The sequence below is a fragment of the Pseudoduganella sp. RAF19 genome (genome assembly GCF_052114165.1).
In the GTDB taxonomy this organism is placed as follows: domain Bacteria; phylum Pseudomonadota; class Gammaproteobacteria; order Burkholderiales; family Burkholderiaceae_D; genus Rugamonas.
In genome coordinates this window covers 660,057-674,390 of sequence record NZ_JBFREF010000001.1, presented here as the reverse complement: position 1 = coordinate 674,390, position 14,334 = coordinate 660,057, and the positions used below count along the sequence as shown (strand labels likewise).

Annotated in this window: 13 protein-coding genes and 1 tRNA gene; 8 read left to right on the top strand and 6 right to left on the bottom strand. The window is 62.5% G+C overall.

Annotated features, from left to right (window positions below; all coding sequences use genetic code 11):
- Nucleotides 1-7 precede the first annotated feature (7 nt).
- Nucleotides 8-3,793, bottom strand: coding sequence for a CheR family methyltransferase (locus AB4Z19_RS03205; protein WP_442034246.1), 3,786 nt, complete (start codon nt 3,791-3,793; stop codon nt 8-10).
- Nucleotides 3,794-3,898: 105 nt separating this feature from the next.
- On the opposite strand from AB4Z19_RS03205, the gene AB4Z19_RS03200 reads away from it, so the two are divergent.
- Nucleotides 3,899-4,858 carry a gamma-glutamyl-gamma-aminobutyrate hydrolase family protein gene (locus tag AB4Z19_RS03200; RefSeq protein ID WP_442022641.1) on the top strand — a complete coding sequence of 320 codons (960 nt, stop codon included), beginning with the start codon at nt 3,899-3,901 and terminating at the stop codon, nt 4,856-4,858.
- A 9-nt stretch (nt 4,859-4,867) separates the two neighbouring features.
- Here the strand turns inward: AB4Z19_RS03200 and AB4Z19_RS03195 are convergent, their stop codons facing one another.
- The 3 genes from AB4Z19_RS03195 to AB4Z19_RS03185 form a co-directional block, all read right to left on the bottom strand.
- Nucleotides 4,868-5,065, bottom strand: coding sequence for a hypothetical protein (locus AB4Z19_RS03195; protein ID WP_442022643.1), 198 nt, complete (start codon nt 5,063-5,065; stop codon nt 4,868-4,870).
- A gap of 124 nt (nt 5,066-5,189) precedes the next feature.
- A complete protein-coding gene (locus tag AB4Z19_RS03190) occupies nt 5,190-6,314 on the bottom strand; it encodes a YbdK family carboxylate-amine ligase (protein WP_442022645.1) in 1,125 nt (374 codons plus the stop codon).
- On the bottom strand, nt 6,314-7,498 hold the full coding sequence (locus AB4Z19_RS03185; protein WP_442022647.1) for a cation:proton antiporter: 1,185 nt from the start codon (nt 7,496-7,498) through the stop codon (nt 6,314-6,316). Before AB4Z19_RS03185 ends, AB4Z19_RS03190 begins: the two co-directional genes overlap by 1 nt.
- 132 nt (nt 7,499-7,630) lie before the next feature.
- Between AB4Z19_RS03185 and AB4Z19_RS03180 the strand changes: the two genes are divergently transcribed.
- The 4 genes from AB4Z19_RS03180 to fghA are packed head-to-tail and all read left to right on the top strand — an operon-like array spanning nt 7,631 to nt 9,402.
- Nucleotides 7,631-8,014 carry a hypothetical protein gene (locus AB4Z19_RS03180; protein ID WP_442022649.1) on the top strand — a complete coding sequence of 128 codons (384 nt, stop codon included), beginning with the start codon at nt 7,631-7,633 and terminating at the stop codon, nt 8,012-8,014.
- Between the two features lie 2 nt (nt 8,015-8,016).
- Nucleotides 8,017-8,274 (top strand): DUF5985 family protein, encoded by a 258-nt coding sequence (locus AB4Z19_RS03175; RefSeq protein WP_442022650.1) that lies wholly within the window; start codon nt 8,017-8,019, stop codon nt 8,272-8,274.
- Complete coding sequence (locus AB4Z19_RS03170; protein ID WP_442022651.1) at nt 8,274-8,537, top strand: DUF5985 family protein; 264 nt, start codon at nt 8,274-8,276, stop codon at nt 8,535-8,537. Before AB4Z19_RS03175 ends, AB4Z19_RS03170 begins: the two co-directional genes overlap by 1 nt.
- Nucleotides 8,538-8,550: 13 nt before the next feature.
- A complete protein-coding gene (fghA, locus tag AB4Z19_RS03165) occupies nt 8,551-9,402 on the top strand; it encodes an S-formylglutathione hydrolase (protein ID WP_442034244.1) in 852 nt (283 codons plus the stop codon).
- Nucleotides 9,403-9,435: 33 nt separating this feature from the next.
- On the opposite strand, the gene AB4Z19_RS03160 is transcribed toward fghA, so the two are convergent.
- Nucleotides 9,436-10,389 carry a chemotaxis protein gene (locus tag AB4Z19_RS03160; RefSeq protein WP_442022653.1) on the bottom strand — a complete coding sequence of 318 codons (954 nt, stop codon included), beginning with the start codon at nt 10,387-10,389 and terminating at the stop codon, nt 9,436-9,438.
- A gap of 128 nt (nt 10,390-10,517) precedes the next feature.
- Nucleotides 10,518-10,593, bottom strand: a tRNA-Gly gene (locus tag AB4Z19_RS03155).
- Between the two features lie 91 nt (nt 10,594-10,684).
- Between AB4Z19_RS03155 and AB4Z19_RS03150 the strand changes: the two genes are divergently transcribed.
- From AB4Z19_RS03150 to AB4Z19_RS03140, 3 genes are read left to right on the top strand one after another with little or no spacing between them, the layout of a single operon-like run.
- Entirely contained in the window at nt 10,685-12,325 is a 1,641-nt protein-coding gene (locus AB4Z19_RS03150) for a Na+/H+ antiporter (protein ID WP_442022654.1), read from the top strand.
- On the top strand, nt 12,325-13,530 hold the full coding sequence (locus tag AB4Z19_RS03145) for a sensor histidine kinase (protein WP_442034242.1): 1,206 nt from the start codon (nt 12,325-12,327) through the stop codon (nt 13,528-13,530). Before AB4Z19_RS03150 ends, AB4Z19_RS03145 begins: the two co-directional genes overlap by 1 nt.
- On the top strand, nt 13,518-14,288 hold the full coding sequence (locus AB4Z19_RS03140) for a LytR/AlgR family response regulator transcription factor (RefSeq protein WP_442022656.1): 771 nt from the start codon (nt 13,518-13,520) through the stop codon (nt 14,286-14,288). The genes AB4Z19_RS03145 and AB4Z19_RS03140 overlap by 13 nt, the downstream gene beginning before the upstream one ends.
- Nucleotides 14,289-14,334 lie beyond the last annotated feature (46 nt).

The window sequence follows — 14,334 nt, the reverse complement described above, 5'->3', positions numbered from 1 at the left end:
TGTAGCGTCAGGCCAATGGCGGCAGCAAGCCCGCCAGCTTGCCGCACAAAATATCGAGCGACAGGGGTTTGGTGATGTGGGTCGTGTAGCCTGCAGCCAGTGCCTGCTCCACCTCTTTTTCACGCGCCATGCCACTGGTAGCAATCACGGGCACGGTAGCCATGCCCGTCACCGCCCTCACCTCGCGGATGAAGTCATGGTCCGCCATATCCGGTAGCGAAATGTCGGAGATTATCAAGTCGTAGCGCTCCCGTTCCAGCAAGGACAAGGCTTCCGCTGGCGTTTTGGCAATGCGCACGCTGGCGCCGTCCAGTTCCAGCAAGGCTTTGAACATGCTGGTCATATCGTCCTCACTGTCGAGCAGCAGCACGCTGCGCCCGGCCACGCAGGAAGCCAACGGAGACAGCTCGCCCGATACAACCGGGGCGCCGGTACGCGACAACGGCAGCCAGACAGAGAAGGTACTACCCTCGCCCAGGCCCGGAGAACTGGCGTCCACACGCCCGCCATGCAGCTCGACGATCTGGCGTACCAGCGCCAGGCCGACACCCAGCCCGCCCTTATTGCGCAAGGTCGCAGCGCCTGCAAGGCTGTACATGTCGAAGATATGCGGCAGCGCATCGGTAGCAATGCCCTCTCCCGTATCGCTGACATCGATCCGTGCTTCGCTGTCTTCCACGGTAAGCTCCAGCGTGACGCGGCCACCAGCCGGTGTATGGCGCACCGCATTATTCAGAAGATTCAACAGCACCTGTTCGATGCGTACGGCGTCTGCGTACACCACGGCCGGCATGTGCGGGCCTTCATAGCGCAGGTCCACCGTCTCGGCGCCGGCGCGCAGCAGCTCGATCAGGCGCTGGGCAATGGCGCCCAGGTCTTCATCATGGCAGGACATGGCCAGCTTGCCGGTGTGCAGGCGTGAAATATCCAGCAAGTCGTCGATAATACGGGACTGGTTGGCCACCGAGTTGCGGATGATGGCAGCCGCGCGCAACGCCGCTGCGGACTGTTTTACGTCCGGCATACGCGCCAGCAGCTCGGCGTTGATATAAATAAGATTGAGCGGATGGCGCAGCTCCTGCGACATCACGGTCAGGAATTCATCGCGCGCCTCGGCCATCGTGTGCAGCGGCACGCCGGCTTCGGCTCCGGCCTTGTTGGCGGCGACGCGGCGAATCCATTCTTCGCTGGCGCGCACTTTCTCCTCGGCCTCCTTGCGGGTGCTGATGTCGAAGAAGGTCATCACCGCGCYTTCGATCTTGTCTTCCGTGGTACGGTAAGGCAGCAGGCGCACGATGTAATAGCGACCATCGTTGCTGCGCACTTCGCGCTCCACCAGGCGCAAGGTTTCGAACGTGGCCGACACGTCTTCGGCCAGCGCGTCGTAATCGAGGCGGTGCGTGATGTCCAGCAGCGAGCGGCCGATGTCGGACGGGATGATGCTGAAGATGTCGGCCGCGCGCGGCGTAAAACGCTTGATGCGCAGGGCGCGGTCGACAAAGATGGTGGCGATGTCGGTGGAAGCAATCAGATTATTCAGGTCATCATTGGCCTTGCCAGTTTCTTCGACCTTTACTTTCAGCTCATAGTTGACGGTGATAAGCTCCTCATTCACCGACTGCAGTTCTTCCTTGCTGGTTTCCAGTTCCTCCGTGGCCGAGCGCAGTTCCTCGTTGATGGCCTGCAGTTCTTCGTTGGAAGCGCGCAGCTCTTCGTTCGACACTTCCGCGTGCTCGATGGTTTCCTGCAGCTTCTCCTTGCTGCGCTGGAGTTCCGATTCGAGCTGATTCAGTACCACATCCTGGTGCTGCGCCTGGGCTTCCTGCGGCACGCCGTTCATGGTCTGCTCGATTTCCTCGAACAGCACCAGGGCAAATTCCGCATTGGCCACTTCGTCGGTGAACGGACGCACGATCACGTTGACGATAAAGGCTTTGTTGTCATCGCGCTTGATCAGCACGCGCTGGCCCTCCACGCTGCTGCCGCTTTGCAGCGCCTGGTACAGCGCGGTGCGCACTTCCAGCCGCAGTTCCGGCAGCACCAGCGCCAGCACATTGCGCGACGGTTCGCCACCCACATGGCGCAGGAAGCGGCCAGCCGCGTCGGACATGTGCACGATGTTCGAATCGCGGTCCACGATCAGGCTTGGCGGCGCGAATTTGCTCAGCGCGCGCTGATGYACGTCGGAGAAGGAGAACTGGCGACGGCCGCCATTGGGCGTCAGCAGCAATTCGGGAACGCGATTCACCGGCCCGTTGGTCAGCGCCGGAATGTAGCGCAAGGAGCGCGACAGCGGACGCGCGCGATAGATGCGGTTCTTTTTGTCGAAGGGGACAAAGAATTCGGAAGCAGCATCAGCCGATTCGGAAGATCCAAGGAACAGGAAGCCGTCCGGCTTCAGTGCGGAATGGAACATCTCCATCACGCGCAGCTGCACATCCCGATTCAGGTAGATCAGCAGGTTGCGGCAGGAGATCATGTCCAGCTTGGAGAACGGCGGATCGCGCAGCAGATTGTGGGAAGCGAACAGGATGCGGTCGCGCACCGCCTTGCGGATGCGGTAGCGGTCCTCTTCCTTGGTAAAGAACTGGCGCATGCGCGAGGCCGGTACGTCCATTGCGATGGCAGCCGGATACACGCCGGAGCGCGCCACCGCAATCGCATGTTCGTCGATATCGGATGCGAACACCTGAATTTCCGCCGCCTTCGCCAACTGCGCGGCGTGATCGGCCAGCAGCATGGTCATCGAATATGCTTCCTGGCCGCTGGAGCAGGCGGCCACCCAGACGCGCACCTGCTCGGCCGGCAGCTTGTCCTTGAACAGCAGCGGCACTACGTCGCGCTCCAGCGCTTCGAAGGACTCGCGGTCGCGGAAGAAGTTGGTGACGCCGATCAGCATATCCTGCAACAGCGCCTTGAATTCGCCCTGCTCCTTTTCCAGCAGCACGCAGTATTCCGGCAGCGAAGTCACACCGCGCACCTGCAGGCGGCGCTCGATGCGGCGCAGCACCGTGGCGCGCTTGTAGTGACGGAAGTCATGCCCGGTGTTCGCGTACAGCATGGTGATCACGCGCTGCAAGGCTTCCTCATCGTTGTGGCGCGCTTCGTCCACCGGTTCGGCGGACACACTGCGTTCGCCGTCGCCGACGTCAGGCAGGTGGATCTGGCGGGCGGTGCTCCACAGCTCGATCAGCTTTTTCGGAATCTCGGTGACCGGCAGCACGAAGTCCACCATTTCGGTGGCGATGGCGGCGCTGGGCATGCCCTCATGCTCGGCGTCTGCCGGGTCCTGGGCCAGCGTCAGGCCGCCCTGCTCCTTGATACGCTCCAGTCCTACGGCGCCATCCGAGCCTGTGCCGGAAAGCACCACGGCAATCGCGCGCTCGCGGTGCACTTCGGCCAGGGTGCGGAAGAACACATCGATGGCAATGTGCTGTCCATGCGGTTTTTCCAGGTCGCTCAGGGTCAGCACACCGTCGTTCATCGACATATGCTTGTTGGGCGGGATCACGTACACGTGTTCCCGCTCGATCGCCACGCTGCCCGTCACCTGGATCACCGGCATTTTGGTCGCGCGCTGCAGCACGTTGTCGGCCGAACTCTGATGCTTGGGCGAGAGATGCAGGATCACCACGAATGCCATGCCATTATCGGCAGGCATATTTTCCAGAAACTTGATCAGCGCCGGCAAACCGCCGGCGGATGCGCCCAATCCCACCACGGGGAACGGAAGATGGCTCGGCGCCAGTTGCGGCATATTGCGGGTGCGGCCATCGTCACTGCTGAGGGACATATAAGTATCGTTTATAAAGATAGCTGAAATTGAAAGTCTAACCGATAATCGGGCGACCCGGCATCTCATCCTATGGTAAAACGATAAGCCTAAGGAGCCATAAAAATGAGCACAGGAGATCACGAGCCGCGCCGCCAGGACCGGCGTGCCAGCGACCGCGAACACCATCGCCGCAAGGAGGATACGCCGCGCTATCTCGATCCCGGCGAAACGATATGGAGCCTTTGGTGGCGCGTCCTCAAGGCACGCTACCAGCGCATTGCCGCCAAGGCCACCCGGCACGTGATGCAACGCCCCCTGCGCATCGGCATCTCGGCCCGCATCTACCATCCGGAGCCGGGCGCCACGGGCCTGCGCAGCAAGAATCTGCAATATCTGGAGGAGTCCATCGCGCAGTGGGTGATGTCGCGCGATGTGCTGGTATTCATGGTGCCCACCGTGAACACGGAAGGCTTGCTCCACCCTTCCAATATCCGCCTGCGCGACTATGCCAAGCACCTCGATGGGCTGGTGCTGCAAGGCGGGGCCGACGTTTCGCCCACCAGCTATGCGGAAGCGCCTACGCGGCCGGAATGGAGCGGCGACCGGGCGCGCGATATGTACGAGCTGGAACTGCTGCATGAATTCGTGGAAGCGGGCAAGCCCGTGCTGGGCATTTGCCGCGGCTGCCAGCTGATCAATGTGGCGTTCGGCGGCACGCTGTACCAGGATATTGCGACCGATGTGCCGGACGCGCACGAGCACGTGTCCGATCTGTACGACCGGCACCGGCATGAGGTCACCTTCCCGGAGGGATCGTCGCTGGCTTCCATGTTCCGGGGCCAGGAGCGCGGGCTGGTCAACTCGATCCACCATCAGGCCGTGAAATCGCTGGGCAAGGACATGCAGATCGAAGCCCTGTCCTATCCCGACAAGATGATCGAGGCGATCCGCTACCGCAAGGCGCCATTCGTCATGGGCCTGCAATGGCACCCCGAGTTCCACCGCGCAGGAGGGGTGGAACTACTGGACTGCACCGCCATTCTCGACAATTTCCTGCGCGTGGCGAGGGAGACGCGGTTCTGAAACCGCCGCCTAGGCGGGTTTGGCCCGGGCGCGTTTGCGCAGCTTGCGCAATTTACCCAATGTCACCGACGGCAATTCCGGCTTTTCCGGTTCGGCTTCATAACGGGCATTGACGTACACATTCAGCCGGTCGCCACGCCTTGGATTATCGTCTTCATCAACGGAATCCGGCAGCCTGACCGACAGGCTTTTCGTTTCGACTTCCATAAACCTCTCCTTCGAACCTACCACCAGCTTATGGGCTTCTTGATGGCCCTTCCGTTCGCGCACGAACAGAGCTGTCGGTAAATTTTACACCCGGCGGAGAGTTGTTGTCAAAATTTACACTTAATTACATGATGCTCCCACGGAAACGGCTCAGGGCCGCATCCACTACGCCCTCCACGCTGCCGCTGGCGTTGAACTGGTCGCGCAGATAATGCGCGTCGCTGCCCGTATGAGTGACTTGCACCAGATGATTCAGTGCCGCGCTGCCACCCAGGTTTTCCGCGTATTGGTCCATGCGCCGCAGTGTGGTCAGGATATCTTCGCGCAGCGACAGGCTTTCGTAAGTCTTGGGATGGACCACGGTGCCATCCAGGCCAAAGCGGCACGCCTGGAAACGGTTGTAGTTGTAGACCAGGTAGTCGTCTTCCACCGGCGGCGCCTCGCGCCGGTCCAGCAGATAGGCGCACAGGGCTTGCAGATAGCAGGCCAGCGCCGCCGCCCGCTCCACGGTCAGCGGCGTGTCGCATACCCGCAGCTCGATGGTGCCGTATTCGGGCTTGGGGCGGATGTCCCAGTAAAAGTCCTTCATCGACTTGATCACCCCCGTGTGCTCCATCTTCGAGAAGTAGCTGTGCTCGAACTCGTCCCAGCTCAGCAGGAACGGCGCGCGGCCCGACATCGGGAAGGCGAACACGGAATTCAGGCGCGCCGAATTGAACAGCGTATCGGCGCCCTGCACATAGGGTGAGGATGCGGACAGCGCGATGAAGTGCGGCACGTAGCGGCTCAGCGAATGCAGCAGGAACAACGCATCGTCGCCATTGCCGCAGCCGATGTGCACGTGCTGGCCGAAGATGGTGAACTGCTTGGCCAGATAGCCATACAGCGCCGATACTTCCTTGAAGCGCGGCTTGGAGAAGATACGGCGCTCGCGCCATTTCTGGAACGGATGGGTGCCCCCGCCGCAGATGCCGATGTTCAGCGTATCGGCTGCCTGCACCAGGGTGTCGCGCGTCAGCTGCAACTGCGCCACCAGCTCATTATGTTTGGTGTGCACGTCCGAGTTAATCTCGATCATGCTCTCGGTGATTTCCGGCGTCACGTGGCCGGGGAAGGGCTTACGCTCCAGCAGGTGCAGCAGGTCCGGGCTGGCGCCGGTCAGGTCGTAGTCGGACAGGCTGACCAGCTGCAGCTCCAGCTCAACGCCCATGGTCAGGCGCTGCGATTGTTTGAATGGTTCCAAGGGCATCAGTCTTCCTCCTTTGCCGTCTCGCGGGCCCAGATCAGCGCGCGCTGCGTGATGATGGGGCCGATCACTTCCATGAACAGCGTCATCGCGGCCAGCGCGGACAGCTCATCGACCAGCACAATGCCCATATACTTGGTTTGTTCCAGTAGCAGGATCACGAACACCGACATGGGCGACATCGCCACGCCGATCAGCGCGCCCTTGCGCCACGAGATGCCGCCCACATGGGCGAACACCGCCACCGCCGCAGTCTTCACCACAAAGCGCGCCGCCAGCAGAATCAGGCCCAGCGCCGCACCGCTCAGCACGCGGTCCCAATCCAGCGTGGACACCGCAAACACGAACAGCAGCACGGTCAGCACTTCGCCAATCGCGCCGAAGTTGCGCTGGGTGCGCGCGAACGAAACGCGGCGATGGCGCGCCGTCAGGCCAAAGGTCAAGGTGGCCAGCACCGGCGACAGGTCGGCCGCATGCGTAATAGACACCAGCAGCATCACCACCAGTGCAAAGGCGACCGTGCCGTCGCGCGCCAGCGTGCCAAGGCCGCGCAGCACGGCCGGCACCAGCATGCCGAAGATCGCACCCAGCAAGGCCGAAGCCACCAGTTCGATCAGGCTGTGCGAGGCGGCCTGCGTCAAGCTACCGGAAGTCTGGAACACCCAGAAGCCGACAATCACTTTAAATACGAACACGGCCAGCACGGAATTCATGGCGACCAGGTGCAGTACACGCTCCGTCACCTGGCCGGAGCTGCGCTCCTCGTTAATCACGCGCAGCACACCGGCCGGCGAGCTGGACATGGCCAGCGACGCCAGCAGCAGCGCCGTCAACGGCGGCATGCCCTGCAGGTGGGAGATGAAATAAACCACGCCAAAGGTGGCGCAGGATTCAACCAGACCACTGATGGCAATCCACGGATTCACGCGCAGCCAGCGCAGGTTCACGCGATAGCCAAACTCAAACAGAATTAAACCGAAGGCGACATTGGCCAGCATGGTGACTGGCGTACCGCTGTCGGTCGCAAACAGGTCCGGCAAGGCTTGCGCACCAAGGAAGCCGGCCAGGCCGTACACGCTGATGCGCGGTACGCCAGTCCAGCGGTGCACGAACTCACCAGCCAACCAGGCGAGCAGCACAGCGAGGGGCCATGCAAGCTCGGAAGAGATGATCAAAATATCGGGCATGTATTACCTCCGCCCCGCACTATATTGCAGATTGAAAAATCATGTCGCACTTCTTTCCAATCGAAAACACCTTTTCTGAATGATTGGGTTATATTGACGCCTTTCACAACCAGTGCCGGGACTGCAATAATCGTGGACTCCTCCACCATTCCAGACGATGTGCGCCGCTTCATCTTGCAGTGCGTGCCATCCGTACCTTATCTGGAAGCGATCACGCTCATGTCGGCCAATCCCGGCGCCGCATGGGATGCGCCACGGCTCGCACAACGTCTGTACCTGGACGACAAGCGTGCGGCCGTCCTGCTCAATCAGCTGCGCGCCGGCGGCATCGCGCGGCAGGATGCGGACGGCAGGTGGCTTTACGATCCAGCCTCGCCAGACCTGGCAGAGCTGCTGCGGCGGCTGGTGGATGTTTATTCCCGCAACCTGATCGAAGTCAGCACCCTGGTTCATTCGAAGAGCAATCGCAAGGCACGGCTCTTTGCCGACGCCTTCATCTGGCGAAAGGATGAATGACAATGTCCGCCCTCACCTATACGCTTTGCGCCATCACAGCCCTGGCCTGCGCCGCGCTGCTGCTGCGCGCCTTCTCCCGTTCACGGCAACGCCTGCTGCTGTGGAGCGGCCTGTGTTTCACCGGGCTGTTCATCAGCAATGTGCTGCTGGTGGCGGACCGCCTGTTCCTGCCCGACCAGGACCTGGCGACGCTGCGCCTGTGCGTCACGCTGGTGTCGCTGCTACCCTTGTTGTATGGCCTGGTCTGGGAGGATGATTGATGCACGTGAATAGTTTGCTGTCCGGCGCCATCATCATGGCCTCGTTGACCATCGGCCTGTTTTTCCTGCGCTACTGGCGCAGTACCGGCGACCGCTTCTTTCTGTACTTCGCGCTGTCGTTCGGGCTGATGGCGCTTGAGCGCGTGATCGGCCATGCTTTTAAACTGACCAGCGAAGACGTGCCCCAGCTCTACCTGATCCGGCTGGTATCGTATGCTCTGATTCTGATTGCCGTCGTGCGCAAGAACCGGCGCACGCATTGAGGAGAACACAAAAATGGAAATGATCAGCGAGCATGCCTGTTTCGGCGGCATCCAGCGCTTCTACAAACACGATTCGGAGGCCATCGGACTGCCGATGCGCTTCTCCGTCTACATTCCCGCGCAGGCCCAGGGCCAGCGCCTGCCTGCCCTCTTCTATCTGGCAGGCCTGACCTGCACGGAAGAGACTTTCCCGACCAAGGCCGGGGCGCAGCGCTTCGCCGCCGAGGAAGGCATCATCCTGGTTTCGCCGGACACCAGCCCGCGCGGCACCGGCATTGAAAACGAAAGCAAGGACTGGGACTTCGGCGCCGGCGCGGGTTTCTATCTGGACGCGACGCAGGAGCCATGGCGCAACCACTACCGCATGGAGAGCTATATCCACGAGCTGCGCGCATTGGTTGTCGATGAACTGCCGATTGACGGCAATCGCATCGGCATCTTCGGCCACTCGATGGGTGGCCACGGCGCGCTGACGCTGGCTCTGCGCCGGCCGGACCTGTTCCGCAGCGTGTCGGCGTTCGCGCCCATCGCTGCGCCAACCTTGTGCCCATGGGGACAGAACGCATTCAAGGGTTATCTGGGAGAAGACGCCGCGCAATGGGCCAGGCACGATGCCAGCATCCTGATGGCGCGCGCGGAAACGGCCCCGTTCCCGCAGGGGATTCTGATCGACCAGGGCATGGCCGACAAATTCCTGCAGGAGCAGCTGTATCCGGAAATGTTCGAGGAGGCTTGCCACAAGGCCGGGCAGCCGCTGGAACTGCGGCGGCACGCGGCTTATGACCACGGCTACTACTTCATCTCAAGCTTCATTGCCGACCATGTGCGATTCCATAGCCGGCAGCTGAAGTCGGCGGATCAATGATCCGCCCTACCTGACTACATCCGCCCTACCTGACTACTTGACCAATACTTTGCGGATGGTCCCGGCCAGGTCTTCGGCAACGAACTTGGCCACGTAAGCATCGGCGCCAACGCCGCGTACGTGGTCTTCGTTGGTCTTGCCCGACAGCGATGAGTGAATCACCACCGGGATCTTGCTGAAGCGGGCGTCCTGCTTGACCAGCCGGGTCAGCGTGAAGCCGTCCATCTCCGGCATTTCCAGGTCAGTCAGCACCAGCGCTACCCGGTCTTCGACGGGGATGCCTTCAGCCTTGCAGCCTTCAGCGATGGCTTGCAGTTTTTCCCAGGCTTCCTTGCCGGTCTTCAGCATCACGTACGGCGCGCCCATGGCTTCCAGGCCGCGCTCGATCAGGTTGCGCGCGACCACGGAATCGTCGGCGGCCAGAATCATGGTGCCCGGTTTCAGCGGCAGCTTGCCGACGGATTCTTCGTTGATCTCTTCGCTTTCGGCCGGCATCATCTTGCGCAGGATGGTTTCCACGTCCAGCACCTGTGCCAGGCGTGTGGTGTGGGTGTCGCCATCCAGGCGCGCGATGCTGGTCACCATGCCGCCCGCGTTGCTGCCTTCGGCGCTCAGCACCTGGCTCCAGTCCAGACGCACGATCTCGTCCACCGACTCGACCGCGAAGGCCTGGGTGGTGCGCGCGAACTCGGTCACCAGCATGATGTTCAGGCCCGTCTTCGGCTTCACGCCAACGATCGATGGCAGGTCCATCACGGGAATGATCTGGCCGCGCAGATTCACCACGCCCAACATGTGTGGCTGCGAACCGGCGACTGCGGTAACCTGCGGCATGGCCACGATCTCGCGGATCTTGAACACGTTGATGCCATACAGTTCCGAATGCTCGCCCTTGTCGTCCGCGCCGAGGCGGAACAGCAGCAGTTCGAATTTATTGGAGTTTGTAAGGTTGCTACGCTCGTCAACTTCTTGTTGAACGGAATTCATGTTGCTGACTCCAATTTGAAGAATGTTTCGGCAGTATAACGGGGATTACACACGAATTCGGCGGACTGAGGGGCGGATACAACGGCCCAACGCAAAAAGGACGCACGGGGCGTCCTTTTCTGGAATTCTGGAGCGGGAAAAGAGTCTCGAACTCTCGACCTCAACCTTGGCAAGGTTGCGCTCTACCAACTGAGCTATTCCCGCAGAAGAGACGCAATTATGACAGAAGCATTTCAAAAAAACCAGTCCCTTGCACACTGGCAGGATTAGCAATGTTTCCTACTATAATGGTCCGATGGATTCCATTGAAATTGTTCTGACCATGCTGCTGGCGGTGATCGCCAGCGCTTACCTGGTCCGCGTGCTGCCCATCTCGATCCCGCTGCCGCTGGCCCAGATCGGCCTGGGCGCCATTATCTCTACGTTCACCGGCCACGGTATCCAGCTCGATCCCGAGCTGTTCTTCCTGCTCTTCCTGCCGCCGCTGCTGTTCCTGGATGGCTGGCGCATTCCCAATAGTGGACTGGTGCGCGACCGCGTCGTGATCCTCGAACTGGCTTTCGGCCTGGTGCTATTCACGGTGCTGGGCGCGGGCTACCTGATCCACCTGATGATTCCCGCCATGCCGCTGCCGGTGGCGTTCGCACTGGCGGCGGTGGTATCACCGACCGATCCGGTGGCCATCTCCGCGCTGAAGTCGCGCGCGCCGATGCCCAAACGTCTGATGCACATCCTCGAAGGCGAGGCCCTGCTGAACGATGCGAGTGGCCTGGTGTGCTTCCGTTTCGCCGTGGCCGCCGCGGCAACCGGCACCTTCTCCATCGCGGAGGCCTCGCTGACCTTCGCCTGGCTGGCGATTGCCGGTATTGCCATCGGCGTCGGCGTGACCTGGGTGGTCAGCCACTTCCAGGGCCATCTGACGGCACGCTTCGGCGAGCCGGCCGGTTCGCCGATTCTTATCAGCCTGCTGATTCCGTTTGGCGCTTACATGCTGGCCGAGTTCGTGCACGCTTCGCCGATTCTCGCGGCTGTGGCGGCGGGCATCACCATGAGCTTCGTGGAGCTGAACGGCCAGGCGCTGGCGGCCACCCGCATCCAGCGCACCGCCGTGTGGGACACCATGCAGTTCGCGCTGCACGGCGTGATGTTCGTGCTGCTTGGCGAGCAGCTACCCGATATCCTGCGCGGCGCCGGCGATTCGATCGAGGAAGTCGGCCACGAAAGCCGCTGGTGGCTGGTTTATTACGCTTTCGTGATCAGTGCGGGCCTGCTGATTCTGCGCTTTGTATGGGTGTGGGCGACTTTGCGCATCACCCTGTACCGCCGCAACAAGAATGATCCGTCGGCCACCGTGCGTCCGCATTGGCGCCTGCTGCTGGCGACTTCGCTGGCCGGTGCACGCGGTGCGATCACGCTGGCCGGTGTGATGACCCTGCCGCTGACGCTACCCAATGGCCAGGACTTCCCGGCACGCGATCTGACGATTCTGCTGGCCAGCACGGTGATCCTGCTATCGCTGGTGATGGCGGGGGTAGGCTTGCCGCGCCTGCTGGGCGGCATGAGCTTCCCCGAAGAGCCGGCTGACCGCCAGCAGGAAGACCTGGCGCGCCGCGCGGCGGCGACGGCGGCCATTGCCGCCATCGAGAAGGCGCAGCTGGATCTGATGCCGCATTCGGATGATCCGGACTGCTATCCGCAAGCGGCGGCGCGCGTGATGTCGCTGTATGAGCACCGCCTGAACGTCGCCAGCCAGGATGAGGACGACAGCGCGGCCCACTACCGCAAGCTGGACAAGGCGGAACGCAAGCTGCGCCTGGCCGCCATCAAGGCGGAGCGCCAGGCCATCTTCGAACTGGCGCGCCAGTACCATATTTCGGACGAGATCGCGCGCAAGATCGTGCGCGAGATCGACCTGGTCGAAGCGCGCCACCGCTGATGCTGAACCGCGCCCGCCTCTCGCTGGTCGTCGCCTGGCTGCTGTTCTGGGCCATGATGGTCGCTACGGCGGTGCAGGATTTCGTCCGGCACGACCGCGGAGATTTGTGGCAGCCGATTTTATGGGAATGCTCATCGCTGCTGGTCGCCACCTTGCTGCTGGGGGCGCAGCGCTACTTCACGGCCCGTTACGATCATCTGGTTGCCACGCCATGGCGCTGGTTCGCGCGGCAGGCGCCGTGGCTGTTAATGTGGTGGGCGCTCTTCATGCCGATGGCGTTTGGCATCCGCCATGGCGTGTATGCGCTGATGGGCCGGACGTATTATCACGAGCCGTGGCTGCAGACATACTTCTATGAAGACGTGAAGATCTCGGTCTTCGTGACGCTGTTCACGCTGGTCACGTTTGGCGTGTTGTCCTTTGTCCGTGCGGAGCGCACCAACGCCCTGCTGCGCGCCGCGCAGCTGCAGCAGCTGACGCAGCAGATCCAGCCGCATTTTCTCTTCAACGCGCTGAACACGATTTCCTCGCTGATGCATACCGACGTGGCGCGTGCCGATGCGACGCTGATTCAGCTGTCCGACATGCTGCGCGCTACGCTCGAGGTCAGCGGCGAGCAGACTGCGCCGTTGTCCACCGAACTGCGTTTGCTGCGCGGTTATGCACGGCTGATGGAGGAGCGCTTCGTCGACCGGATTTCCATTGCCTGGGCGATTGACGAGGAACTGAGCGACTGCCACGTACCGGTCATGAGCCTGCAGCCTCTTCTCGAAAACGTCTTCAAACACACCGTCGAACGCCGCCGCGGCCTGACCCGCATCACCATCATCGCCCGCCGCGAAGGCCCCCGCCTCGTCCTCGCCATCAGCGACGATGCCGGCCACCTGCCCGCCACCCCACCCGCGCCCGCGGCCCCGGGCACGCCGTCCCCGGCCAGCGCGCGCTCAGGTACGACGATTTCCGCGTCTGCGGCTGCGGGCGCGTCCGCGTCTGCGGCGGCCGGCACGTCCACGTCTGCAGAACGCTTTTGCGCGTCAAGCGGCGGTGCGGAGGCTGCGGCGGTGCTCAACGGCGCGAGCGGAGTTGGCTTGCGCAATATCCGCGAGCGCCTGGAAGCGCTGTATGGCGGCCTTGCTACGCTGGAGCTGAGCCAGCTCGAACCGGCGGGGGTGCGCGCTGAGATGAGGATTCCATGCGCGTCCTGATCGTCGACGATGAACGCCCGGCGCGCGACAAGCTGCGCCGCCTGCTGGAGACTGAATCCGACATCACGGCCATCGGCGAAGCACGTGACGGGGTGGAAGCCATCGAACAAGTGGCAGCCTTCGCGCCCGACGCCATCTTTCTGGACGTGCAAATGCCCGAGGTGAGCGGCCTGGAAGTTGCCGCCTCCCTGCCCGACCCCGCACCGTTGCTGGTGTTCGCCACCGCCTTCGACGAATACGCAATCAAGGCGTTCGACGCCAATGCGATCGATTACCTGCTCAAGCCCTTCGACCAGGCGCGCCTGCGACGCGCCCTGCAGCGCCTGCGCGAACGCCTGGCCGCGCGCCGCGCCGCCGCCCCGGACGCGTCCGGAGCGCATGCCACAGCCGTGCCGCTCGCAAATGCCGTGCCGCCAGTATCGCCTGCCTGGCCGCCGCCGCAGCAGCTGATGGTCACCGAGCGCGGCACCACGCGCATTGTGCGTGTCGACGACATCCAGTGGCTGGAGACTGCCGACAACTACGTGGTCCTGCACACCGCCACCAGCGCCCCGCTGCTGCGTCAAACGCTGGGCAACCTGCTCGACACGCTGGGCCCGGCCTTTCAGCGCTGCCACCGCCGCGCTGCCGTGCAACTGGCGTGGATCGACCGCATCGAAGCCTCGCCCAAGGGCGACGGCGAAGTCCTGCTACGCGGCGGCGCCCGCGCCCCGCTGAGCCGCCAGTTCCGCCAGGATCTGCTGTCCGCCCTCGGCTAGCGCCTCTGGCCGCCGACTCGCCCCACGGCACGCCCCACTCACCCCA